Source organism: Nonomuraea sp. LPB2021202275-12-8, from assembly GCF_037044575.1.
Lineage (GTDB): Bacteria > Actinomycetota > Actinomycetes > Streptosporangiales > Streptosporangiaceae > Nonomuraea.
Genome location: NZ_JBAHWD010000005.1, coordinates 141,124 through 164,434, shown reverse-complemented (window position 1 = coordinate 164,434; position 23,311 = coordinate 141,124). Strand labels below are relative to the sequence as shown.

The following is a 23,311-nucleotide window of genomic DNA, read 5'->3' as shown; positions in this document are numbered from 1 at the left end:
CCGACATCTCGACGGAAGGCCGAACTCTCCGTGATAACACGAGGTCGGCAAGCCTGAACGACATCAAACCGTGATCAAGCACCCCCGTCCCTACCGAGAGCTCAGCAACGCTTGTGCCCCGTAGAGGTTGGCGCCGGGCTGCTCGGCGGCATCGGGCATCGCCCAGCCCGCCCCCAGGTCGGCGGTGCGGGATCGTGTGACAACGGCAGTGGTGGCGCGGCTCAGCATGATCGTCTACCTCGGCATGTTCGTCACGGTCGCCACCACGGTGGTCCACTGATCACGCCGCATCGGCTGGATGCAGGCCTGGGAGCCGCTGCCGTGTCAATAGGCGCTACCGCAGCTCAACGGCATGACGTCGGCGCCTAGTACGCCGCGACGAAACCTCTGCGGCCGCCGTGGTGTAAAAGCTCCGCCGCAGCTCAAAGGCATGGTAGGGACCCCTGCAAAGCGCGGTTGCGCTATTGACAGCCCAACGCAGGCGCCGGCGGAAGCGGGTCCGGTGTGGCCTGAGACGTCCGCGTGATGACGGACCGGCCTAGGTTGCGGAGGAAGACGGTAATCACGCCACGCAGCCTGCCATCGGACGCTTCGTGAACGGTTCCGGGAAGTCCTCCCAGCACTACGGAAGGGCGTAGACCTGGCCGGTCTGGGCGCCTTCGATCGAGCGGACGTAAGCCTCGGCGACGTCGCTGAGGTCTACCGGCGGGAAGCCGGGAAAGTAGGCCCCGTACTTGTCGAGGTCTTCCGTGAAGATCGTCGGGGAGACGGCGTTGATTCGCTGAGGTGCGATTTCGATGGCGGCCGCCCGCACGAACGCCTCCACCGCGCCGTTGGCCATGGACGCGGCACTGCCCGTGGCAACAGGCTCACGAGCCAGCACTCCGCTGATCAGGGTGAAGGACCCGCGCTCGGAAACGTGAGGAACACCCTGGCGCACCAGCTCGATCTGGCTGCACACCTTGCCGTCGAACGCCGCCTGGTAATCCTGCGGTGTCATCTCGACGAACGGCTTCCAGGGAACATCGCCGGCAGCGCTGACCACAGCGTCGACCACATCCACCTTCGCGTACAGTGCCGTGATTTGAGCGGGGTCGGAAATGTCGTGGCGTAGATCACCACTGCTTCGACCGACGGTGAGGACGGCGTGGCCACGCCCGAGCAGCGTCTCGCGCAAGGCGGTGCCGAGCGTGCCGCCCGCGCCGATGAGGAGGATCTTCATGGCGACGACATTACGGCGGTCCGGGGCCCACAGTGAAATGCTCTTTAGGCAGCATTTATGCTCGGCGGTTATGAATGTGGAGCTGCGTCATCTCCGGGCCTTGGTCGCGATCGGAGATGAGGGCACCATCACCGGTGCCGCGCTCGCTCTCCACATGAGCCAGCCCGCCCTCTCTCGCACCCTGGAACAGTTGGAAAGCCGCCTGGGCACCCGGCTGGTGGAGCGCACCACTCGCCGCCTCACGCTCACCGAACCCGGAAGGCGGCTGTGGGAGCAGGCCCACCGCATTCTCAACCAGGTGGACACCGCGCTGGCCGAAGTCGCGCCAGGGACGCAACCGCGCTCCATCCGGGTGGCCTTCGCCTGGTCCGCCCTGGGCAGTCACACGGTTCCCCTCCTTCGTGCCTGGCGTGACAGCCACCCTGAGACCCCCGTGCACGTCCGACGCGTGGATGACCCGGAGGCAGCCGTACGGCGAGGCGAGGCCGACGTGGCGTTCCTGCGCACCGATCCCACCCTGGATCCCTCGCTGTTGAGCTGCTCCCTCATCCACGAGCAGCGCATGGTGGCCGTGCCCGAGGAGCATCCGCTCGCTCAGCGCTCGGCCGTGCGCCTGGCCGATCTCGCGGGCCAGCCTGTCGTCCTGTGCTCGACCGCCTCGACCGCCGGCGCCGATCTGTGGCCCGACGACCAGCGGCCCCTGACCTTCCAGGTGCCGGGCGTGGACGAATGGCTCACCACCATTGCCACCGGTGAAGCCGTCGGGGTGACTTCTGCGGGCACCAGCTACAACCATCCCCATCCAGGCGTCCGTTACCTACCGCTTTCCGGTGCCGCGCCAGTCACGGTGTATCTGGTGTGGCCGAGGAGCCCCTCTCATCCCGCGACCGACGCCCTCCGCCGGCTGGTGCAACAGCAACTAGAGTCCTAGCAGCGGTCGACGTACGAACGCGCCGGCTGGCGGCCATGATGGCCGGCCGGACGCGCCACACCGGCCCGGTCCGGCGGCCCTCCAGCAGTCGGGCGGTGGCCGTTCACCAGACGATGACGTCGACCGCGCCGCTCCTCGACGGCCCACTCGATGATCATCGTGCGGCCCTGGTCACCAGGCCTTTGCCGACCGCCGACGGTGTGCGCGCCGGTGGTCATGACGTCGGTGAGCGCCCGTCTTGGCCACGACCGCTCCCGCGTCCTGCTCGACACCCGCGCCGGACTCGACCTGCACCAGCTGCGCGCCGCCGGTCAGCTCAGCGTCTGAGGGGTCCAGGTGGGTTCGCGGCCCACCAGGCCGAGCGCGCGGTCCAGGATCGACGCGGTGGCGGGCACCGCGACCGCGGGCCCGTAGACGCCCATCTGCCTGCCCAGCTCCGCGCTCTTCTCGACCTCCGCGTGCAGGTAGGCGACCAGGTCGTCGTCCCACTCGGCGACCTGGCCGGTCGAGCGCGCCAGATCCCAGCCGTGCACGACCAGCTCGCCCACCACCATCCCGCCGACCAGCGACGCCGGCAGCTCCATCTGCCCGCCCATGAACGTCGTGCCCTCCCACGCGGCGGCCCGGCTCCAGGCGGCGACCAGCCGCTCCATGTGCGCTTCCATGGCGGCCGCCCAGTCGTCTCCGGTCAGGTCCAGCTCCGTGTCAGCCCCGGCGGGCGGCGGCACGCTCTCCTTGCGTGCCGCGCCCTCCAGCGAGGGCCCCCAGAACAGCAGGTGGTTGATCAGCTTGCGCACGTCGTATTCGGCACACGGCGTCGGCGCGCCGAGCTGGTCCGGCTTGACGCCATGGACGGTCTCCAGCAAGGGCGCGGCCGCGCGGGCCATCAGGGTTTCGTTCGACATGGCCCCCAAGAAAGCACAACGTCCCGGGCGATGTCTTGAACAAACGCGACATAAGCTCGCCCTCATGCCAAGAGATGCCCGCGAGGTCGGCGGCGCGTGGAGGAGGTTCCAGCAGCACGCCTACCCCGACCCGGCGCCAGATCTGGCGCCGTACGTCTCGCGCTTCTGGATGGTCTCCTGGGACTACGGCGAGCCCTACCGCCAGCTGATCGTGCCGTACCCGAACGTGCACCTGACGTTCCAGGACGGCGGCGCGAGGCTGCAGGGCGTGTGCACCGGGCACCAGGTCAGGGTACTGACAGGCAGGAACCAGGTGTTCGGGGTCACGTTCCGGGCGGGCGGCTTCCGCCCGTTCCTGCGCGCGCCCGTCTCCACGCTCACCGACCGGTCGGTGAACGCGAGCGAGGTGTTCCCCGGCGACCTGCCGGACCCGCCGGAGGCCGCCGCGGTCGAAGCCTTCCTCAGAGCGCGGCTACCGGTCCCCGATCCCCGAGCGGAGGAGGCCATGGACCTCGTCGCGACGATCGCCGCCGACGCCGCGATCACCAGGGTCGGCGCCCTGGCGGACCGGGCCGGCATGACCGTGCGGGAGTTGCAGCGGCTGTTCGCCGAGCATGTCGGCATCGGCCCGAAGCGGGTGATCCGCCGCTATCGGCTGCACGAGGTGACCGAGCGGCTCTCCCGGGGCGCTTCGATCGACTGGGCGGAGCTGGCGGCCGAGCTCGGCTACGCCGACCAGGCCCACTTCGTACGGGACTTCGGGCGGCTCTTCGGGGAGCCCCCTACCCGCTATGCCGAGCGCTACTAGCCCGCGTGCCGAGCCTGGCCGCCGCGGCTATGACGCTGTCGAGCAGGCCGGGGAAGAGCGCGTCGAGGTCCTCGCGGCGCAGGGAGTTCAGCTTCGCGGTGCCGCGGTAGACCTGGTTGATGATCCCGGCCTCGCGCAGGACCCGATAGTGGTGCGTGCCGGTGGACTTGCTGACCGCCAGGTCGATCTCCGAGCAGGCCACCTCCCCGCCGGCCTGGGCGAGGAAGCGCACCACCTCCAGGCGCATGGGGTCGGCGAGGGCGTGGAGGACCGCCTCCAGCCGGATATCCTCTGGCCTCGGATGGTCCAGAACTCTCATCGCGCCTCCTCTCGCCCTATAGTACGACAAGCACCGTAGTACGTCGTTTATCGTAGTACGATGAGTGCCGTACAAGCCTAGGAGGCTCCGTGCTGTTCGACCCCATCAGCCTGCGGTCGCTGACCATTCCCAACCGCGCCTGGATGGCCCCGATGTGCCAGTATTCGGCCGCCACCGACGGCCCGCTGGCCGGAGTGCCGCACGACTGGCACTTCGCCCATCTCGCGACGCGGGCGGTGGGCGGCGCGGGCCTGATCCTGGCCGAGGCCACCGCCGTCTCACCCGAGGGCCGGATCAGCCCCGCGGATCTCGGACTGTGGAACGTCCGCCAGCAGGAGGCGTTCGCCAGGATCACCGGCTTCCTCTCCGAGCAGGGCTCCGTGCCCGGCATCCAGCTCGCGCACGCCGGCCGCAAGGCCGCCACCGACCGGCCGTGGCGCGGCGGCGGCCCGGTGAGCGCCGCCGACGGCGGCTGGCAGACGGTCGCTCCGAGCCCGATCCCCTTCGACGGCCGCCATCCCACCCCTGACGAGCTGCCGATCGACCAGATCCGCCGCATCGTGGCCGACTTCGCCGCGGCGGCCGAGCGTGCCCATCGGGCGGGCTTCAAGGTCGTGGAGGTCCATGGCGCGCACGGCTATCTGATCGGCGAGTTCCTCTCCCCGCACAGCAACCACCGCACCGACGCCTACGGCGGCCCGTTCGAGAACCGCATCCGCTTCGCGCTGGAGGTCGTCGACGCGGTGCGCGCCGTCTGGCCCGCCGAGTTGCCGGTGCTCTTCCGCGTCTCGGCGACCGACTGGCTGCCCGACGGCCAGGGCTGGAGCGTCGAGGACACCGTACGCCTCGCCAAGGAGCTGCTCAGCCGGGGCGTCGACCTGCTGGACGTCTCCAGTGGCGGCAACGCCGCGGGCGTGCGGATCAGCACCGGTCCCGGCTATCAGGTGCCGTTCGCCGCCCGGGTGCGCGCCGAGACCGACCTTCCGGTGGCCGCGGTGGGCGAGATCACCGACCCGCGCCAGGCCGAGTCGATCCTCACCTCCGGGCAGGCCGACGCCGTCCTGCTCGGCCGTGAGCTGCTGCGCAATCCCTACTGGCCGCAGCAGGCCGCCCGGGAGCTGGGCGTGCGGCCGCACCGGCCCGACCAGTATCACCGCGCCATCTGAGGTCCGCACCACACCGGGTGGCCCGCCGACCGTGGGTCAAGCACGCTCCCTCGCCCGCCGGTCGTGCGGGCCGCGGCGCGGGCGGGACTTCGCGCCCTGGCGTGCGGCCGCCGCCGCGACGTTCCGCGGCATCCTGCCGAAGATCAGCCTGTGGAAGGGGGAGCTCAGCCACCAGTAGAGGTGGCCGAGCAACCCACGCGGGTGGAACACCGCGCGCTGATGGTAGACGGTGCGGCCGTCCTCTTCCGCCTGGCTCAGCTCCAGCCAGGCCAGCCCGGGAAGCCGCATCTCGGCGCGCAGCCGCAGCAGGCGTCCCGGTTCGATCTCCTCCACCCGCCAGAAGTCGATGGAGTCGCCCACCCGCAGCCGCCGGGGGTCGCGGCGGCCCCGGCGCAGGCCCACCCCGCCCGCCATCCGGTCGAGCGCGCCGCGGATCCGCCAGGCGACGGGCAGGGAGTACCAGCCGTTCTCGCCGCCGATCCCCTCGATGACCCGCCACAGCGCCTCGGGCGCGGCGTCGACGGGCATGCTGCGCCGGTCGATGTAGAGGCTGCCGCCCGCCCAGTCGGGGTCGGTGGGCAGGGGGTCGCTCGGGGCGCCCGGTGTGGACGCCGAGGACCACCGCGTCGCCACGTCGGCCTCCCTGATCCTCTGCAGAGCCAGCGAGACGGCCTGACGGAATCCGATCAGCCCTTCCGGCGGGTCCGGGACGTGTGCGGCGATGTCGTGCTCCCGGCAGACCGCCGGGTTGCGCAGCGACTCCACCAGGGGGCGCGCGATGTTGGCCGGGACGGGGGTGACGAGGCCGACCCAGTGGCTGGACAGCCCCGGGCTCAGCACCGGCACCGGGATGATCACGCGCGTCGGCAGGCCGGCGACGGAGGCGTGGTGCTGGATCATTTCGGCGTAGGTCAGCACGTCGGGCCCGCCGATGTCGAAGGCCCGGTCGACCTCGTCGGGGATGCCCGCCCAGGCGACGAGGTAGCGCAGCACGTCGCGGACGGCGATGGGTTGCGTACGGCTGCGCACCCAGCGGGGGGTGGTCATCATGGGCAGCCGTTCGGTGAGGTAGCGCAGCATCTCGAAGGAGGCGGATCCCGAGCCGATGATCATCGCGGCTCGAAGAACGACGGCGGGCACGCCGGACCGCAGGAAGATCTCGCCCACCTCGGACCGCGAGCTCATGTGCGGCGACAGCTCGCCGCCCGTGCCCGGGGTGAGGCCGCCGAGGTAGACGATCCGCCGCACGCCGGCCGCCTCGGCGGCCCTGGCGAAGCCGACGGCGGCCGTCCGGTCGGCCTCCTCGAAGCCTTTCCCGCCGCCCATGGTGTGGATGAGGTAATAGGCGACGTCGATCCCCCGCAGGGCTGCCGCCGTACGATCGGCGTCGTGGGCGTCGGCCTCGGCGACCTCGACGTGTCCGGCCCATGGCAGGTCGCGCAGCCGTCCCGCGGACCGGACCATGCAGCGGACGTCGTGACCCGCCGCGAGCAGCTCGGGGACGAGTCTCCCGCCGATGTAGCCCGTCGCGCCGGTGACCAGGCATCGCGCCATCCGCAACCACCTCCTGACTCCTGTCTTTCTCGAATCTGGAGCCATTCAAGAGTCACAGCATGTGCCCTTTATCCCCTTTTGGGGGAAATGCAACCCCAGGGTTCTCGAAGCCTCCGGAGACTGGATGGAGGAACAACGGCCCCATCACGCCGACGGCTCCCATCGAACCCAGGAGACCAAGGTGAAAAGAATCCTGCTCGCCGCAGCCATGACGCTGACCACGACCGTGGCCGGCACCACCAGTGCGTCCGCGCTCTCCCCCGCGCCCGAATCACCCGAGGGCAGCCCGTTCGGACCCGCGTGCACCGCACTCGAAGGCGCCACCTCCACCATCGCCGACCAGCCGGTCGGCACCGCGGCCTCCGAGGTGAGCGAACTGTCCACGCTGACGGACGCGCTGGAGCAGGCCGGTCTGGTGGACCAACTGGACTCGGCCGAGAACATCACGGTGTTCGCACCGACCAACCAGGCGTTCGAGGCGATCCCGAAGGAGACCCTCGACAAGGTCATGGCCGACAAGAAGCAGCTCACCGAGATCCTCACCTACCACGTGGTGAAGGGCAAGAAGACCCCGGCCGATCTCGAGGACGCCACGCTCACCACCCTCCAGGGTGGCGAGCTGACCGCGAAGGGCTCGGGAGAGGAGTTCACGGTCAACGACGCGAAGGTGGTCTGCGGCGACGTGCCGACGAAGAACGCCACCGTCTACGTCATCGACAAGGTCCTCATGCCCAAGTAGCGCCCCTCGTCAGGCGTCCCCGTCCCGGGGACGCCTGACGCGCCCCCGTTCAGGACGTCCAGTGCGCCGGGCGGGTGAGCGCGGGCGGGAGCCTGGTGGCGGCGTCACCCTTGGCCGCGTTGAGCTGCGCCTGAGTGAGGAAGATGCTGCCGGTGAGGTCGGCTCCGCTGAGGTCGGCGCCACGCAGATCGGCGCCGATGAGGTCGGCGCGCCTCAGGTCGGCGCCCTTCAGCTTGGCGCCGATGAGGTAGGCGCCCCGAAGGTTGGCGCCCGCCAGGTCGGCGCCCTTGAGGTTGGCGCCGATGAGGTCGGCGCCCCTGCGGTCCTTCTTGCGGCGGCCCGCGCCGGCCCTGACGAGCTCGCTGGTGCGCAGCAGCAGGACGTTGACCCGCTGCCGGTGGGCGGCGACGTCCAGCTCCAGCAGCACGCCGGGACTCTGGCGGGTGAGGCGCTCGGTCTCGTCGAGCGCCGGGCGGAGGTCGCCGTGGACAGGGGCGGCGGCGGGCAGCGTCAGGGCCTCGGTGAGGTAGGACAGCAGCTCGTGCAGCTGCCTCATGACCGGGAACACCTCGAACATCTGCTTGGCGGTCTCCGGATGCCGCCGCCAGTCCCGTCCCTCGTACGTGACCTGGGAGACCTGCTGCCCCGCGCCGAAGCAGTCGTAGACGGTGCAGCCGGTGAAGCCCTCCTGCCGCAGCCGCCGGTGGATGCCGCAGCGGAAGTCGTCCTGCAGGTTGGCGCACGGCTGCCCGGCCGGCTTGTCGACGGCGAAGTCCGCGGAGGCGGCGAAGGGCAGCGCGACGCAGCACAGGCCGAAGCAGCTCGTGCAGTCCGCCCGGAGGGCCTGCTTGTCCGGCAACCCGCTCGTCCTCCCGATCAGGTGTCGAGGTAGCGCAGGATCGCGAGCACCCGCCTGCTGTAGGTGGGGGTGGCCGGCAGATCCAGCTTCTCGAAGATGGCGTTGATGTGCTTTTCGACAGTGCTCAATGATACGTGCAGGACTGCGGCGATCGCCGCGTTGGCGTAGCCCTGCGCCAGGTGGCGCAGCACCTCCCGCTCGCGCTCGGTCAGCGTGCGCAGCGGGTCGACGTGGGTGGTGCGGGCGAGAAGCTGGCGGACCACCTCCGGGTCGATGACGGTGCCGCCGGCGTGGACGCGCTCCAGCGACTCGAGGAACTCCGCCACCTCCGACACCCGGTCCTTCAGCAGGTATCCGAGTCCTCCGGCGGCTCCGGCGAGCAGCTGGGCCGCGTAGATCTTGTCGACGTACTGGGACAGGACGAGCACGCCCACGCCGGGCCAGCTCTCGCGGATGCGCAGCGCGGCGCGCAGCCCGTCGTCGGTGTGGTCCGGCGGCATGCGGACGTCGACGACGGCGACGTCGGGGCGGTGGGCGCCGACGGCGTCGATGAGGGAGGGGGCGTCGCCCACCGCCGCCACGACGTCGTGTCCGGCCTCGCGCAGCAGCACGGCCAGCCCTTCGCGGAGCAGCACGGCGTCGTCGGCCAGGATCAGCCGCACGGCGCCTGCTTGGGCAGCGTGGCGGACACCCGGGTGCCGCCGGCTTCGGAGCCGGTCACCTCGAAGGCGCCGTCGAGGGCCAGCACCCGCCGGGCGAGACCGGAGAGGCCGGCACCGGACGGGTCGGCCCCGCCCACGCCGTCGTCGGAGATCACCACCCGCACCGTCCGCTCGTCCTCGCTCAGGACGACCAGGATGTCACGGGCCCGGGCGTGCTTGACCGCGTTGGTGATCGCCTCGCGGGCCACGAAGTACAGGGCCGTCTCCACCTCCGAGACGGGCCGTCCGGTCAGCCCGTGGTGGATGGTCACCGGCACGCTGGAGCGCTCGGCGACGCCTGCGAGCGCGGCCCGCAGGCCGAGCTCGTCGAGCGCGGTCGGGTAGATGCGCCAGGCCACGCTGCGCAGCTCGTCCAGGAGCTGGCGGGCCTCGGTGTAGGCCTGGTCGACCAGGGCCGCGGCGGCGCCCGGATCGTGACGGGCGCGGCCGAGCAGCATGGCCAGGGCGACGCCGCGCTGCTGGACGCCGTCGTGCAGGTCGCGCTCGATCCTGCGGCGCTCGTCGTCCACCGCGCGCAGGATGCCGGACCGGGTCTCCGTGAGCTCGGCGATCCGCCGCCGCATCCGCTCGTTCGCGCCCGGGCCGAGGAAGCGGGCGGCCAGCCACCGCTCTACGGCCACCACCCCCTGGCAGCAGAGCACGCCGAGCGCCACCAGGAAGGCACCGGAGACGGCGCCGACGATCCAGCTGTCGGTGATCATGTGAACGCCGGGGAACTCCAGCGACACGGGAGAGGACCGGCCCGACAGCACCGCCCAACCGCCGCCTGCCAGGAGCAGCAGGCCGAGGAAGAGCACGGACGTGACCACGTATCCGCCGAGCAGCCCGGCCAGCGCGCGCAGCGCCAGATAGGCCGGTCCCGCCGTGCCCGTGTCGCTGTCCTGACCGAAGAGGGCACGCAGCCGCGCCCGTTCGAGCGCCACCAGCCGGGGCGCCCAGCGCTTCCTGAACGGCCAGGCCAGCACGAGCAGGAGCAGCCCGGCGGCACCGGTGACCATCCCCGCCAGCACGCCGGCCAGCCTTCGCACGATGACGCCCGCCACGGCTGCGCAGTCTAGGCGTCGCGCCGGCGCAACACGACCTGGCCCGCGGCCAGCGCCAGCACCGCCCACGCCACCAGCCAGGCCAGCCCCTCGGCGGGCGAGTACGGGATCGGCCCGCCCGTCATGTTGTCGGTGCTCTCCATGAACGCCAGCCCGGCGAACAGCGGCATCCGCAGCGACACCTCCAGCGCGACCTGGACGCCCGTCATGACCAGCATCAGCGGCAGCCCCATCGTCAGCATGAACATCAGGGTGAGCGAGCCCGCGGAGGCGCGTACGGCGACGCTCACCCCGACCGTCACCGCCGCCATGAGCGCGCAGAACAGGCCGAGCCGCAGCAGGTCAGCGACGACCTCGCCGATCGGGAACACGGTCAGCCCACCGAACACCGGCGAGGCCAGCACCGCGTAGGTGACGAGCGCGGCCACGGCTCCCGACAGCACCCCGGCGGCGAACATCGCGGGCGCGACCACCAGCGCCTTGGCCGCCAGCACGCGCCCGCGGATCGGCACGGCCTGCAGCGTGCCGCGGATCGAGCCGGAGGCGTACTCCGAGGTGACCGCGAGCATCGCCAGCGTGATCACCGCGTAGTGGGCGAACGCCATCGCCGAGACCACCGGCTCCGTCGCCACGATCCGGACCCCCGCGAGCCCCTCGCGCATGGCCTCCGTCGCCTGCGCCCCGCCCAGCGTCAGCGCGCCGAGCACGGTCGCGACCACCCCCGCGGCCAGGCACCACCAGGTCGAGCGCACCGACCAGAGCTTGGTCCACTCGGCCGCCATCGCGTTCCTCATCGGGCGCCTTCCTTCGACGCGCCGTACTCCACGCTGCCCGCGGTGAGCTCGTGGTAGGCCTGCTCCAGCGAGGCCGCGCGCGGGCTCAGCTCGTGCAGCCGGACGCCCGCGTCGTGCGCCAGGTCGCCGATGCGTTCGATGGAGGCGCCGGTGGCGATCAGCTCGTTCTCGCCGCGCCGCTCCACCACCACTCCCTCGGCGGCCAGCCGTGCCGCGAGCTCGCCGGCGTGCGGGCTGCGGATCAGCACCGACGGGTTCGCCAGCACCTGCTCGAGCGGCGCGTCGGCGATCAGGCGCCCCTTGCCGATCACCACCAGGTGGTCGGCCGTGAGCTGCATCTCGCTCATCAGGTGGCTGGAGACGAAGACCGTACGCCCCTCCCCTGCCAGCGACCTCATCAGCCCGCGCACCCAGCGCACCCCGTCCGGGTCGAGCCCGTTGACGGGCTCGTCGAACATCAGCACCTCCGGATCGCCCAGCAGCGCCCCCGCGATGCCCAGCCGCTGGCTCATGCCCAGTGAGAGGGTGCCGGCCCGCTTCCCGGCGGCGGCGCCGAGTCCCGACAGCTCCAGCACCCGCGCCACGCGCGCCTTGGGGATGCCGTTGCTGCGGGCCAGCGCCAGCAGGTGCGCGCGCCCGCTGCGCGCCGGATGCACGGCGCGGGCGTCCAGCAGCGCGCCGACCGTGCGGAGCGGGTGCTCCAGCTCGTGGTACGGCCTGCCGCCGACGAGCGCCCGGCCCGCGGTCGGCCGGTCCAGCCCCAGGATCATCCGCATGGCGGTCGATTTGCCGGCGCCGTTGGGGCCGAGGAAGCCGGTGACCGTGCCGGGCTTCAGCTCCAGGCTCAGGTCGTCGACGGCGGTCCGGTCGCCGAACCGTTTGGTGAGTCGGTCGAGGAGTATCACGCTCCCTCACGGTAGGGAGCCGGGAGGTAGCCGACCATGGTGGCGGTCCGCCGACTCCTGTGGCGGTTTCCCGTAAGGCGGCCTCCTCGAAGGTGACTTCGACAGCCGCCGGCGGCGGCAGGCGCTCGCGGTCGGGCTGCTGTCGCCCGAGCTGTTCCTGGTGATGACCCGCGAGTGCGGCTGGACCGACGCGCCCCGCCCAGCGCCTCCTGGCTCAGAAGCCGGCCGAGCCCTCTCGGCGGCCGGGGGCCTGATAGACCGAGACGGAGAACGGCCGGTGCGCGGAGGTCTCCACCAGCTCGCCGATCCGGGACACCGCCCGGCCGGAGTCGACGAAGTGGTGCAGCCGCCTCGCCTCCGGCCAGGGGTGCACCAGCACCAGGACGCCGCCGGGGGCCAGCAGACCGGTCAACCGGGCGCTCGCCAGCCGCAGGCGGTCGCGCCGGCCGAGGTAGTAGAGCGTCTCCGAGCAGAACACCAGGTCGTAGCGGTGCTCGGTGGTGAAGGTGAGCAGGTCGGCGGAGAGCAGCATCGTCCGGTCGGCCGCCTCGGCGACGCGCTCACGGGCCCGGCGCAGGGCCCGTTCGGAGATGTCCACCCCCGTGATGTGAGCGTCGGGGTAGGCCTTGACCAGCAGCTCGGTGAACACGCCCTCGCTGCATCCGACCTCCAGGATGCGGCGGTAGGGGTGGTCGGGGAGTTGGGCGAGCGTGGCGGCGTACTTCCCCTGCTCGTAGGCGTCCGTGCCCATGTTCCACGGGTCGGGGCGGCGGTGCCACCAGTCGAAGTAGCGGCGCAAGAGTGTCCCCTGCCCTCGCGAGGAGAGCAGGGAGAGCGTCCTGAAAAAGGTGCGATGCATGATTTCCGCCAGCTCTTTCAAAGCCGCTATGCCGTCCCTTCCGCGCGCGGGGTCCGAGCGTGCCAGGAGTTCATCGTTCAATCCTGCATGACCGCGATCACGTGCGCGCGGGCTTGATTCACGGCTCAGCCGAAATCGACGCGGCCGCCGCCGGAGATCGCGCCGGTGCCCCGCATGGCGCAGGTCAGCACGGTGTCCGTCGGCGTGATCCCGCCCCGGGACCGCTCGCCGGCCAGTGGGCCGCTGGTCACCGTGCCGGTGAGCAGTCCGCCGCCCGGGCCTCGCACCGCGAGGTCGTTGCCACGGGTGCGCAGCGTGGAACTGCCGACGGGCCGGCCGATCGTGTTGTACCAGGTGATGGTGGCGGTGCCGCGCAGGTCGCGGGCGCCGGCGCAGGAGGCGTGGCCTGCGCCTCGCAGGGTGACCCAGGCAGACCTGAGCCGCGGGCGCGAGCCGTGACAGCCGCTCAGCCACAGCGCGCCGCGCACCGTGACCTTCCCCGGCATCAGCCCGAGCCGCGGGGCGAACGTCGGCGGGCCGCCGGGCGGGGTGCCGACGTCACAGGTCAGCGTGGCCGGCCGGGCCTGGGCGGGACCGATGGTGAGGCTGAGCGCGGCCACGACTCCCGCGGCCGCGCCGATCGACCTGACGTTCATCGAATCTCCTCGGGTGTGGAAACCTCGTCCTTCAGGCGGGGATGACGTCAAGAGACTCCCCCTGCGTACAGTGCCGCTGGCGTTACATTCTGTAGCATCCGCCTGGCAGGCGGCACGGAGATGCCCGCCTGATGGCGTCTCCGCCGCCAGGGGTAGGCCGGGAGGTCCGCCACCCGGCCGGGGCGCGGGAAGAACGCGTTCCAATCGGCGTCCGCGCCCGCGGTGATCAGCTCCGCCACCGCCTCGTCGACGGCCCGCACGCCGTCGCGGTGCGGGTCCATCGTGGCGACGACCGTGGCCGGGCGCGCGAGCGGCCCCCGCGTGCACGGGCCGATCAGGGCGAACAACTCGAACCCCGCCACGCCGTCCGGCCCTCCCCCAGGCCCGGCCACCACCCGCGCCGCGCCGCCCGGCTCGGCCACCGCCCTCGCCGCCTCCTCTAGAGTCAGCTCGCCTGCCGCCCAGGCCGCCGCCACCGCGCCGGTGCCGTGCGCTGTGGTCGCGCCCGCTGTGATCCCACGGGCGGCCAGCATCCCGGTCATTCCCACCTGCACCGCGAACCGCAGCGGCCAGGCCTCGTCGCTCCCCCACTCCCCCGGCGCGGCCAGCCTCCCGGCGACCGACCAGCCCAGGTGCGGCGCCAGCGCGGTGTCCGCACGCTCCACCGCCGAGCGGAAGGCGCGGTCACGGGCCTGCAGGTCGGCGCCCATGCCGGGCCACTCACCCGCCTCGCCGTAGACGAAGACGACCCGCCCGTCGCCGGCCGCCGGCCTGCCGAGGGTGAGCCGCTCGGCCGCCTCCTGTGGGCCGTCGGCCAGCACCACCCGCCGGTGGGGGTGCCGCCCGCGCCGCGCGCACGAGGTGTAGGCCAGGTCGTAGAACTCCTCCTGCGCGGCCGCCACCAGGCGGGCCGCCATCCGCCGGGCGGCCTCGGCCAGCGCCTGCTCCGAGCGCGCCGACACCACCACCGGCAGCGGGCCGCGCTGCCGTACGGGCCTGCCCAGGTCTGCCGGGGCGGGGGCGACGATGACGTGCGCGCCCCCACCGGCGGCGGCGGAGTTCACCCCGACGAACCCCTTGGCCGCCGGGATCGCTGCGGCCACCGGAGCCAGCCGCAGCCCCTCGAAGTCGACACCCGGATCGGGCGGCTCGGCGTGCGGCGACGCCGGGATCCCCCGGTGCCGCAGCGCCAGCAGCGCCTTCAGCACCGCCACCACGCCCGAGGCCGCTCCCAGCCGTCCCGGATCCGGCCGCACCGGCAGCGGGTTTTCACGCGGCTCGGCCAACGCGTGGCCCAGGGCCTGCCACTCGGCCGGGGCGCCGGTGCCGTGCGCCTCCAGGTACGCCAGGTCGCCGGGGTCCACCCTGGCCCGCTCGTACACCTGCCGCAGCAGGTCCGGCCCCAGGCCGCCGCTGCCCCAGCCGGCGAGCACGCCGTGGATGCGGTCGCGGTCGGCCAGCGCGTCGCCGAGCCGCTTGAGCACCAGCATCGCGCCGTGCAGAGGGTGCTGGTCCGCCTCGCCGGGCCCGTCGTGCACCTGAGCCTGGCCCAGGCTGAGGAACACCCCGCCGGCCAGGACGACCCGGCTGTCACCGGAGACGAGCCCATGGCAGGCCCGCGCCAGCGCCACCAATGAGGACGAGCAGCCCCTGTCCACCTCCGCGCCGGGGCCGCGCAGATCGAAGTGCCGCGAGACCACCTCGGCGGCCGTCACGGGCCACACCGCCCGCGGGCCGCCGAGGCCGGCGAACACGCCGGTGTCGGAGGCGGCCAGCCGGGCGGGGTCGATGCCCGCGTCGTCCAGGGCTTCGACGGCCAGTTCCAGCAGCAGATGGTGCCGGGGATCGAGCCGCACCGCCTCGTCGGGCGACATCCCGAAATATGCGGCGTCGAACCCATGCGTTTCCTGCGAGAACCCGCCAGGGACCTGCCCGCCCGCCTTCGGACCGCCGTCCAGCGCCGCCCACAGCCCGTCGAGATCCGCGATCCCGTCCGGCAGCCGGCAGCCGGCCCCGACGACCGCCACCGCCTGGTCACCCACTCCACCCACGAGCACGCTCCCGCCCTCCCGGACCTTCGCCGGCAGTGATCACCCGATCACGGGGAATCACTGTGGGGGGCCGCCTGGTCCCAGGTCAAAGCACCATGCCGGGCCACCGCCGCCGGGCTCGCGTCAGGCGAGGAGTCTGCGATGGAATCGCCACACACCGGCCGCCATGAGCACGGTCGCGAAGATCGTCAGGACGCCGAGGGGCAGCAGGATGTCGGCGAAGCCGCCGCCGCGCCCGACGAGCGTGGCGAACCCCTTGTAGCCCCAGGCGTGCGGAGTCAGGTGGGCGATGGTCCGCAGCGGCTCGCCCATCTGCTCCAGCCGGGGCACGAACGTGCCGCCGACCGTGGGCAGCCCGATACCGAGGATCATGGCCAGGCCGAACACCACCTCCGGTGCCCGGAAGAGCGATCCGAGCAGCATCGCGGCGCCCCCTCCCACCAGGACGAGCGCCGTGAGCAGGGCCGCGGCGCCCAGCGGATCCCCCCAGTCCATCCCGAACAGCAGCGTCGAGCCGGCAATGATGATCACTCCCTGGGCCAGAGCGACGAGGATCCGGCCCGCCGCCTCCCCGCCCGCGATGGCCGCCGCCGAGGTCGGCGTCGCGTACATCCGGCGGGGCACTCCGGCGCTCAGCCCCGCGACCATGCCCAGCGAGGCGACCAGCGACATGAAGAAGACGAACATGACCAGCAGCGACGGGGCCGAAACGGCGAAGCCGCCGAGGCCTCCTGGATCCGGCTCCCGGCCCACGATGCGCACCTCGGCCCGCGGCGGCGACGCCACCGGACCGCCGTCGCCGGACGCCGCCCCCAGCCGGGCCGCCTCCCGCGCCACGGCGGACCTGACCTGGATCTCGAGACCGGCCGAGGCTGGATCGTCCCGCTTGGACAGGAAGGTCACTTCCACCGGCTGCCGGGCGCGCACCCGCTGCTCGTAGCCGTCCGGAATCACCAGCCCGGCCCGTACCCGCCCCCGGGACACCGCGAGGCGGAGAGCCTCCTGGCCGGCGACCCGCTCGACCGCGACTCCACCGCCCACCCGCAGTTCCCGCACCAGCTGTCCGGCCAGGGAGCCGTCGCCCCCGGTCACGCCGAGCCGCTGCTCCCGTTCGCCGAACAGCATGCCGAGCAGGAAGACCAGCAACAGCGGCAGGGCGACCATGTAGAACAGGTTTCCGCGCTCGCGGAAGGTCAGGCGGAGGCTGACCGCCCCGATGACGAGGATCTTCATGTCAGGAACGTCCTTCCGGTACGAGCCAGCGCCAGCCCCCACCCGGCGGCCGCGAACCCCAGCAGCACCAGCGCGGGGACGGCGACCTCCCCGCTCCCCAGCCCGCGCAGGAACCACAGGTGCGGGCTGAGGAGGCCGAGCACGTCCAGCCCGCCCACCGGCGGCACCGGGAAGATCGAGCCGCCGGCCAGGCCGAGGACCACCGCGACGGCGTTCTGCTGGTTGACCGCCTGCTCCGGCGTACGGGCGAACGACCCCGCCAGCGCGGCCACCCCCGAGGCCGCCAGCACGACCGCCACCACCAGCACGGACACCACGAACGGGGCGCCCCACACCGCCCCGAACAGCAGGCCCGTCACCCAGACCAGCACCGCCATGGCGGCCAGCCCGACCAGCACCCCGCCGCCCAGCTTCGCCGCCAGGACGCTCCACCGGCCGACCGGGGCGGCCAGCATCCTGACCAGCGTGCCCTCTCGCCGCTCCGCCAGCACCCCGGCGGTCCCGGACACCAGCGTGAACAGGAAGAAGACGGCCGGCCCCGCCGCCTGGCGGGTCCGCGGGTCGAGCTCCTCGCCGTCCAGCGTGCCGTCCCGCGTCACGGTGACCGGCAGCGTCGCCGGCTGCCGCTGGGCGTTGTACGTCTCGGCGACGCCCCGGGCGAGCTGCACGGCCAGGGGCTGCCCGGCGTGGCCGATCACCTCGATGGAGTCGCCGTTCACCGCGAAGAGCGCGGCGACCTCGCCGTCCCTGACGAGACGGGCGCCTTCCTCCGGCGACGCGGCGGCTCGCAGGCTGATCTGCCCGGACCGCTCAAGAGGGCGCAGTGCCTGCTCGACGAACGGCCCTTGACCGGCCACGGCGAAGGCGCTCGGCTCGGCCTGGCCGGACGCCAGGCCGAGCACGAACGCGAGGGTGAGCGGGAGCACGATGCCCAGAAGCAGCAGCGAGCCGTCCCTCAGCCGCTGCCGCAGGTCCTTGGCCAGGATGATGCCGAACGCCCGCATCAGTCCCTCAGCCCCTTGCCGGTCAGGTGCAGGAACACCGCTTCCAGATCGGGCTCGCGCACCTCGACCGACCGCACCGCCGAGCCCGCCCGCTCCGCCGCGGCGAGGATCGCGGGCAGCTCGCGGGCGGCGCCGTCGACGAGCAGTTCCACCCGGCCGCTGTCGCCGCGCGCCTGCCGCACCCGGGGCAGGGCGGCCAGCGCGCGCACGGCCGGGACTGGGTCGCCGTCCACCCCCAGGGACACCCGGTCGTGCTCGTCCACCAGCGCCACGAGCTCGCGCCTGGTGCCCTCGGCGCGCAGTCGGCCCTCGTCGATGACACCGACCCGGTCGCAGAGCCGCTCGGCCTCCTCCATGTAGTGCGTCGTGTAGAGGACGGCCACGCCCTCGTCGGCGAGCACCCGGACGCTGTCCAGGATGGTGTTGCGGCTGTGCGGGTCCACCCCGGCCGTGGGCTCGTCCAGGACGAGCAGCCGCGGCCGGTTCAGCAGGCCGATGCCGATGTTGAGCCTGCGCATCATGCCTCCGGAGTATTCGGCCACCTTGCCGCCCGCCCGGTCCGACAGGCCGACGACCTCCAGCACCTCGGCCACCCGGCGCTCGCGCTCCCGGTGCCGCATCCCGTGCAGCCGGGCGAAGAAGCGCAGGTTCTCGCGCGCCGTCAGCTCCCGGTAGAGCCCGAGCTCCTGCGGCACGTAGCCGATGAGCGCCTTGCCGGGCCTGTCGTCGACGTCGTGCGGCCGCCCGTCGATCGTCACCGTGCCGGCGTCTCGCCGCAGCACGCCCACGATCATCGAGATGGCCGTCGTCTTGCCCGCCCCGTTGGGCCCCAGCAGCCCGTACGTCTCGCCGGCGGCGATGCTGAAGCCGAGGCCGCTGACCGCCTCGGTGCCGCCGTAGCGCTTGCGCAGGTTCTCGCAGGCCAATATCACGTCACTCATGGCCGCCAGCCCACCAGCGCCGGTCGGTGGCCGGCACGGGCCGTCCGGCCAGGAAGGGTGGCCGGACGGCCAGGGATCCATCCGGGTCGGCGCGCATAGGCTCACCGGCATGACCACCGTGCCGCGCCGGCTCCTGCCCGCCGAGCTCGCCACGCTGGACGGCTGGCCGGCGGGCCGCCGCACGCCGCGCGACTGGGCGGCCGACGCGGCGCTGTTCGCGTTCGCCGCGATCATGGCCGTGGAGCAGGCGCGCGACTACCCGCCGCAGGGCGTGGGCTTCCTGCCCGGCTGGCTGATCGCGATCAACCCGTGGGTGGGGGCCGCCGCCTGCCTGGCGCTGTGGTGGCGGCGCCGCTTCCCCTTCCTGCTGGCCGTGGCCATGGTTCCGGCGCTGCTGCTCTCGGCCTCCGCGATGGGGGCGACGATGGTGGCCGGCCTCACCCTGGCCGTGCACCGGCCGTGGCCGCGCGCGGCCGCGATGACCGCCGTCTACCTGCTGGCGGTCAGCTACTACGCGCTGTTCAACGACACTCCGGGCGTCACCCGGCAGGTGGTCGCCGCGACCCTGCTGCTGGCCTTCGCCGGGCCGTTCTGCCTCGGCATGGTGATGCGTGCCCGCCGGCTGCTCGTCGCCGGCCTGCGCAGGGACGCCGAGGTGGCCGAGCGGGAGCACCGGCTCAGGCTCGACGGGGCCCGCAGGGCCGAGCGCGAGCGGCTGGCCCGCGAGATGCACGACGTGCTGGCGCACCGGATCTCGCTGCTGAGCGTGCACGCGGGCGCGCTCGCCTACCGGACGAGGTCCGCCACGGCGGGCGCCGGACCGCCGCTGGACGCCGCCGAGGTGGACGAGGCCGTCGAGGTGATCCAGGACAACGCCCGCCGGGCGCTGGACGAGCTGCGTGACGTGCTGTCGGTGCTGCGCGCCGACGAACCCGCCGCCGCCGGACCGGCTCCGCCCTGCCTGGACGGCATGCCCCGGCTGCTCGACGAGGCTCGGGCGGCGGGGCAGCGGGTGAGCTTCGCCGGTCTGCCGGAAGGCGCCGGGACGATCCGCCCGCACGTGCAGCGCACCGCATACCGTACGGTCCAGGAAGGTCTGACGAACGCCCGCAAGCACGCGCCCGGCGCGCCCGTCACCGTGCGCGTCGAAGGCGAGCCGGGCGGGCGGCTGGCGGTGACCGTGGAGAATCCGCTGGCCGCGGGGCCCACGGCCGCGGACACCGGGAACGGGCTGCTCGGCCTTGCCGAGCGGGTCGCCCTCGACGGCGGCGAGCTCGATCACGGGCCGTCGGGGAGCGCGTTCCGGCTGTCGGCCCGGTTACCGTGGCAGACATGACCATCCGCGTGCTCCTCGTCGACGACGACCCGTTGGTCTGCGCCGGGCTGCGGCTGATGCTCCGCGGCGCGCCCGACCTCGAGGTCGTGGGCGAAGCCGCCGACGGAGCCGACGTGCCGGGCGCCGTCGACCGGCTGGACCCGGACGTGGTGCTGATGGACATCCGCATGCCGTGCCTGGACGGCATCGCCGCCACCCGCGCGCTCGCCGCCCGGACTGGCCGCACGCCGCAGGTGATCGTCCTGACCACCTTCGACGGGGACACGACCGTCATCGAGGCGCTGCGCGCGGGCGCGGCCGGTTTCCTGGTCAAGCACACCCCTCCGGAGCAGATCGTCGAGGCGGTGCGGCGGGCCGCCGCGGGCGAGCCGGTGCTCTCCCCCGGCGTGGCGCGCACGCTCATCACCCACGTGACCGGCGGCGTCGACACCCGCGCGCATCGGGCCCGCGACCGCCTGGCCAGGCTCACCGACCGCGAGCGCGAGGTCGCGCTCGCAGTCGCCGACGGCACCTCGAACGCCGAGATAGCGCAGCGGCTGCACCTGTCGGTCGGCGCGGTCAAGGCGCACATCTCCAGCGCGCTCACCAAGCTCGGGCTGGCCAACCGCACGCAGCTCGCCGTCCTGGCGCACGACGCGCTGGATTCGGGCGCCGTGCGGCCGGCCTCCCCAGGAGGGGACCGTTGACGGTCCGCTGGGCCTTCGGCGGTTCCTGCCGGCCCGGGAGGAACTCCGGCTCGGCCGGGGCAGGCATGGCGGGGGTATGTGCGGCATCTCCTCGCTATCAGGCCGCGGGGGTCGCCCTCTTCAGCAGCCTCCTCGCCCGCCGGAGCGGTCCCGACGCCCGGCCTGAAGCGGTCGCGGCCGCCGTCCCCGAAGTGATCGTCTGGGGGGTGCCGCCGGCCGTCGGGGGCCCGCCGTGCTGATGGCCTTGCTGCCCACCGAACGCGGGCAGGGAGCTTTACCCGGGCGCGCCCGGTGGGAGGGGCAATTGTCGGTGGGACACGGCACGATATGAGCATGACTGACGCGCCCCCTTTCACCCCCCTGCCTGACAACGCCGCCTACGTGGGGGCGGTCCAGCTGGCAGTCGACGCCAACGCCGCCTATTACGGCGCGGGCGAGTCGCCGCTTGACGACGACGCCTACGACCGCCTGTTCCGCGGCATCCAGGCCTACGAGGCCGAGCACCCCGACGAGGTGCTGCCCGACTCCCCCACCGGCAAGGTGGCGGGCGGCGCGGTGGTCGGCGACGTCCCGCACACGGTGCCGATGCTCAGCCTGGACAACGTGTTCTCGGCCGAGCAGCTGGCCCGGTGGATCGCCGGTCTGGAGCGCCGCCTCGGCCGGCCCGTGCAGGCCTACAGCGTCGAGCCCAAGCTCGACGGCCTGGCCATCTCGGCCCGCTACCACGGCGGCAAGCTGGTCCAGCTCGTCACCCGGGGCGACGGCACGGCGGGCGAGGACGTCTCCCACGGCATCGGCACCATCGTCGGGCTGCCGCTGGAGCTGGCCGAGCCGGTGACCGTGGAGATCCGCGGCGAGGTGCTGATGACCAGCGAGCAGTTCGACGCAGCCTGCGCCAAGCGGCAGGCGCACGACGGCACGACGTTCGCCAACCCGCGCAGCGCCTCGGCGGGCACGCTGCGCGCCAAGGACCGGCCCTACACCTGCGAGCTGACCTTCTTCGGCTACAGCGCGCTGCCGCTGCCGCCCGATGACGCCTCCGAGCTCGCCATCCGGCTGCGCGAGCTGCCGCACAGCGAGATCATGGAGCTGGTCGCCGCCCTCGGCGTGGCCACCACCGCCGCGACCCCGGTCGCCGGGATCGTCGTCTCCACGGTGGAGCAGATCCAGGAGCGCGTCGAGGAGCTCAAGGCCGCCCGGGCCGAGCTGCCGTTCGGCATCGACGGCATCGTCATCAAGGCCGACAGCGCGGCCGACCAGGTGGAGGCCGGATTCGGCACGCGGGTGCCGCGCTGGGCCATCGCCTACAAGCTGCCCGCCACCGAGAAGATCACCAAGCTGCTCGACGTCGAGTGGGGCGTCGGCCGCACCGGCATCATCGCTCCCCGCGCCGTGCTGGAGCCGGTCGAGCTCGACGGCAGCAGGGTCACCTACGCCACTCTGCACAACCCCGCCGACATCGCCCGGCGCGGCCTCAAGCTCGGCGACTCCGTCATGGTCTACAAGGCCGGCGACGTCATCCCGCGGGTGGAGGCTCCCGTGGTCCATCTGCGTACGGGTGACGAGAGCGAGATCCCCATTCCCGAGGTCTGCCCCAACTGCGGGAGCGAGATCGACAGGTCGCAGGAGCGGTGGCGCTGTGTGAAGGGCCGCGGCTGCCGGGCCGTCGCCTCCGTCCTCTACGCGGCCGGCCGCGACCAGCTCGACATCGAGACGCTGGCCGAGAGCCGCATCGTGCAGATGCTGGAAGCCGGGCTCATCGTGGACTTCGCCGACCTGTTCACCCTCACCCGGGAGCAGATCCTCGACCTGGACCGGATGGGCGAGACCAGCACCGACAAGCTGCTCGCCGCCATCGAGCAGGCCAAGACCAGGCCGCTGAGCAGGGTGTTCTGCGCGCTCGGGGTGCGGGGCACCGGCCGGTCGATGTCACGGCGGATGGCGCGCCACTTCGCCACGATGGACGCCATCCTCGCGGCCGACTCCGAGGGCATCCAGGCCGTCGAGGGCATGGGGCCGGAGAAGGCGACGCTCATGCTGGCGGAGCTGGTGGAGCTGCTGCCGTTGATCGACAAGCTGAGGGCGGCCGGGGTCAACATGACCGAGCCGGGCGTCACGCCCCCCGCGCCGGGCGCCGCCGCCGGGGTCACCGCGGGTGCCGCCACCGGCGCGGAGGCCGGTGCGGGTGCCGCCGGCGGCGGCGACGGCGACGGCGACGGCGACGCGGAGGTCCCCGGGGCTGAGGGCGCCCCGATTCCCGCCGTCGAGCTGCCCCTGACCGGCAAGACCGTCGTCGTCACGGGTTCCATGACCGGCAAGCTGGCAGACCTGACGCGCAACGAGATGAACGAGCTCATCGAGCAGGCCGGCGGCAAGTCGTCCTCCAGCGTCTCGGCCAAGACGAGCCTGCTGGTCGCGGGCGAGAAGGCGGGATCCAAGCGCACCAAGGCGGAGTCCCTCGGCGTGGAGGTCATCACACCGGACGAGTTCGCCACCGTCGTGGCCGCCTTCCTCTGACGGACGTCCTGAGGACGTCCCGAGGACGTGCTCCCCGAACGCGCACGCCTGCAGGACGGCG

The 23,311-nt window shown here is 72.8% G+C and carries 22 protein-coding genes; 7 read left to right on the top strand and 15 right to left on the bottom strand.

Annotated elements, in window-relative coordinates; translation table 11 throughout:
• Positions 1-622 precede the first annotated feature (622 nt).
• Positions 623-1,222 carry a short chain dehydrogenase gene (locus V5E28_RS11675; protein WP_336206713.1) on the bottom strand — a complete coding sequence of 200 codons (600 nt, stop codon included), beginning with the start codon at positions 1,220-1,222 and terminating at the stop codon, positions 623-625.
• Here V5E28_RS11675 and V5E28_RS11670 point away from each other — a divergent pair.
• A complete protein-coding gene (locus tag V5E28_RS11670; protein ID WP_336206711.1) occupies positions 1,221-2,153 on the top strand; it encodes a LysR family transcriptional regulator in 933 nt (310 codons plus the stop codon). The genes V5E28_RS11675 and V5E28_RS11670 overlap by 2 nt on opposite strands.
• Positions 2,154-2,464: 311 nt before the next feature.
• On the opposite strand, the gene V5E28_RS11665 is transcribed toward V5E28_RS11670, so the two are convergent.
• On the bottom strand, positions 2,465-3,058 hold the full coding sequence (locus V5E28_RS11665) for a TIGR03086 family metal-binding protein (RefSeq protein ID WP_336206709.1): 594 nt from the start codon (positions 3,056-3,058) through the stop codon (positions 2,465-2,467).
• A gap of 64 nt (positions 3,059-3,122) precedes the next feature.
• Here V5E28_RS11665 and V5E28_RS11660 point away from each other — a divergent pair, with 64 nt between their 5' ends.
• Complete coding sequence (locus V5E28_RS11660; protein WP_336206707.1) at positions 3,123-3,866, top strand: AraC family transcriptional regulator; 744 nt, start codon at positions 3,123-3,125, stop codon at positions 3,864-3,866.
• Here V5E28_RS11660 and V5E28_RS11655 read toward each other — a convergent pair.
• The gene (locus V5E28_RS11655) at positions 3,841-4,185 is read right to left on the bottom strand and encodes an ArsR/SmtB family transcription factor (RefSeq protein WP_336206706.1); all 345 of its coding nucleotides are present in this window, start codon (positions 4,183-4,185) and stop codon (positions 3,841-3,843) included. The two genes, V5E28_RS11660 and V5E28_RS11655, sit on opposite strands and share 26 nt — an antisense overlap.
• Positions 4,186-4,274: 89 nt before the next feature.
• Here V5E28_RS11655 and V5E28_RS11650 point away from each other — a divergent pair, with 89 nt between their 5' ends.
• A complete protein-coding gene (locus V5E28_RS11650) occupies positions 4,275-5,351 on the top strand; it encodes an NADH:flavin oxidoreductase/NADH oxidase (RefSeq protein ID WP_442945796.1) in 1,077 nt (358 codons plus the stop codon).
• Between the two features lie 36 nt (positions 5,352-5,387).
• Here the strand turns inward: V5E28_RS11650 and V5E28_RS11645 are convergent, their stop codons facing one another.
• Positions 5,388-6,905 carry an SDR family oxidoreductase gene (locus tag V5E28_RS11645; RefSeq protein ID WP_336206704.1) on the bottom strand — a complete coding sequence of 506 codons (1,518 nt, stop codon included), beginning with the start codon at positions 6,903-6,905 and terminating at the stop codon, positions 5,388-5,390.
• Between the two features lie 181 nt (positions 6,906-7,086).
• Between V5E28_RS11645 and V5E28_RS11640 the strand changes: the two genes are divergently transcribed.
• Positions 7,087-7,644: a fasciclin domain-containing protein gene (locus V5E28_RS11640; protein ID WP_336206702.1), complete on the top strand. Its 558-nt coding sequence runs from the start codon at positions 7,087-7,089 to the stop codon at positions 7,642-7,644.
• A gap of 49 nt (positions 7,645-7,693) precedes the next feature.
• Here V5E28_RS11640 and V5E28_RS11635 read toward each other — a convergent pair whose 3' ends face one another.
• From V5E28_RS11635 to V5E28_RS11585, 11 genes are all read right to left on the bottom strand, one after another.
• Positions 7,694-8,503: a pentapeptide repeat-containing protein gene (locus V5E28_RS11635; RefSeq protein WP_336206701.1), complete on the bottom strand. Its 810-nt coding sequence runs from the start codon at positions 8,501-8,503 to the stop codon at positions 7,694-7,696.
• A 17-nt stretch (positions 8,504-8,520) separates the two neighbouring features.
• Positions 8,521-9,165, bottom strand: a complete 645-nt coding sequence (locus tag V5E28_RS11630; RefSeq protein ID WP_336206699.1) for a response regulator transcription factor — start codon at positions 9,163-9,165, stop codon at positions 8,521-8,523.
• Positions 9,156-10,268 (bottom strand): sensor histidine kinase, encoded by a 1,113-nt coding sequence (locus tag V5E28_RS11625; protein WP_336206697.1) that lies wholly within the window; start codon positions 10,266-10,268, stop codon positions 9,156-9,158. Before V5E28_RS11625 ends, V5E28_RS11630 begins: the two co-directional genes overlap by 10 nt.
• A gap of 11 nt (positions 10,269-10,279) precedes the next feature.
• Complete coding sequence (locus V5E28_RS11620) at positions 10,280-11,062, bottom strand: ABC transporter permease (protein WP_336206695.1); 783 nt, start codon at positions 11,060-11,062, stop codon at positions 10,280-10,282.
• Entirely contained in the window at positions 11,059-11,967 is a 909-nt protein-coding gene (locus tag V5E28_RS11615) for an ATP-binding cassette domain-containing protein (protein ID WP_336206693.1), read from the bottom strand. The genes V5E28_RS11620 and V5E28_RS11615 overlap by 4 nt, the downstream gene beginning before the upstream one ends.
• Before the next feature lie 214 nt (positions 11,968-12,181).
• Complete coding sequence (locus V5E28_RS11610; protein WP_336206691.1) at positions 12,182-12,826, bottom strand: class I SAM-dependent methyltransferase; 645 nt, start codon at positions 12,824-12,826, stop codon at positions 12,182-12,184.
• Between the two features lie 125 nt (positions 12,827-12,951).
• Entirely contained in the window at positions 12,952-13,482 is a 531-nt protein-coding gene (locus V5E28_RS11605; RefSeq protein WP_336206689.1) for a hypothetical protein, read from the bottom strand.
• 47 nt (positions 13,483-13,529) lie between these two features.
• Positions 13,530-15,533, bottom strand: a complete 2,004-nt coding sequence (locus V5E28_RS11600) for a beta-ketoacyl synthase N-terminal-like domain-containing protein (RefSeq protein WP_336206688.1) — start codon at positions 15,531-15,533, stop codon at positions 13,530-13,532.
• Positions 15,534-15,656: 123 nt separating this feature from the next.
• On the bottom strand, positions 15,657-16,766 hold the full coding sequence (locus V5E28_RS11595) for an ABC transporter permease (protein WP_336206686.1): 1,110 nt from the start codon (positions 16,764-16,766) through the stop codon (positions 15,657-15,659).
• A complete protein-coding gene (locus V5E28_RS11590; RefSeq protein WP_336206684.1) occupies positions 16,763-17,770 on the bottom strand; it encodes an ABC transporter permease in 1,008 nt (335 codons plus the stop codon). Before V5E28_RS11590 ends, V5E28_RS11595 begins: the two co-directional genes overlap by 4 nt.
• A complete protein-coding gene (locus tag V5E28_RS11585) occupies positions 17,770-18,711 on the bottom strand; it encodes an ABC transporter ATP-binding protein (RefSeq protein WP_336206682.1) in 942 nt (313 codons plus the stop codon). Before V5E28_RS11585 ends, V5E28_RS11590 begins: the two co-directional genes overlap by 1 nt.
• Positions 18,712-18,820: 109 nt before the next feature.
• Here V5E28_RS11585 and V5E28_RS11580 point away from each other — a divergent pair, with 109 nt between their 5' ends.
• The 3 genes from V5E28_RS11580 to ligA all read left to right on the top strand — a co-directional run bounded on the left by V5E28_RS11580 (position 18,821) and on the right by ligA (position 23,250).
• Entirely contained in the window at positions 18,821-20,047 is a 1,227-nt protein-coding gene (locus V5E28_RS11580; RefSeq protein ID WP_336206680.1) for a sensor histidine kinase, read from the top strand.
• The gene (locus V5E28_RS11575; RefSeq protein WP_336206678.1) at positions 20,044-20,733 is read left to right on the top strand and encodes a response regulator transcription factor; all 690 of its coding nucleotides are present in this window, start codon (positions 20,044-20,046) and stop codon (positions 20,731-20,733) included. The genes V5E28_RS11580 and V5E28_RS11575 overlap by 4 nt, the downstream gene beginning before the upstream one ends.
• A 333-nt stretch (positions 20,734-21,066) precedes the next feature.
• Positions 21,067-23,250, top strand: coding sequence for an NAD-dependent DNA ligase LigA (gene ligA / locus V5E28_RS11570; protein ID WP_336206676.1), 2,184 nt, complete (start codon positions 21,067-21,069; stop codon positions 23,248-23,250).
• Positions 23,251-23,311 lie beyond the last annotated feature (61 nt).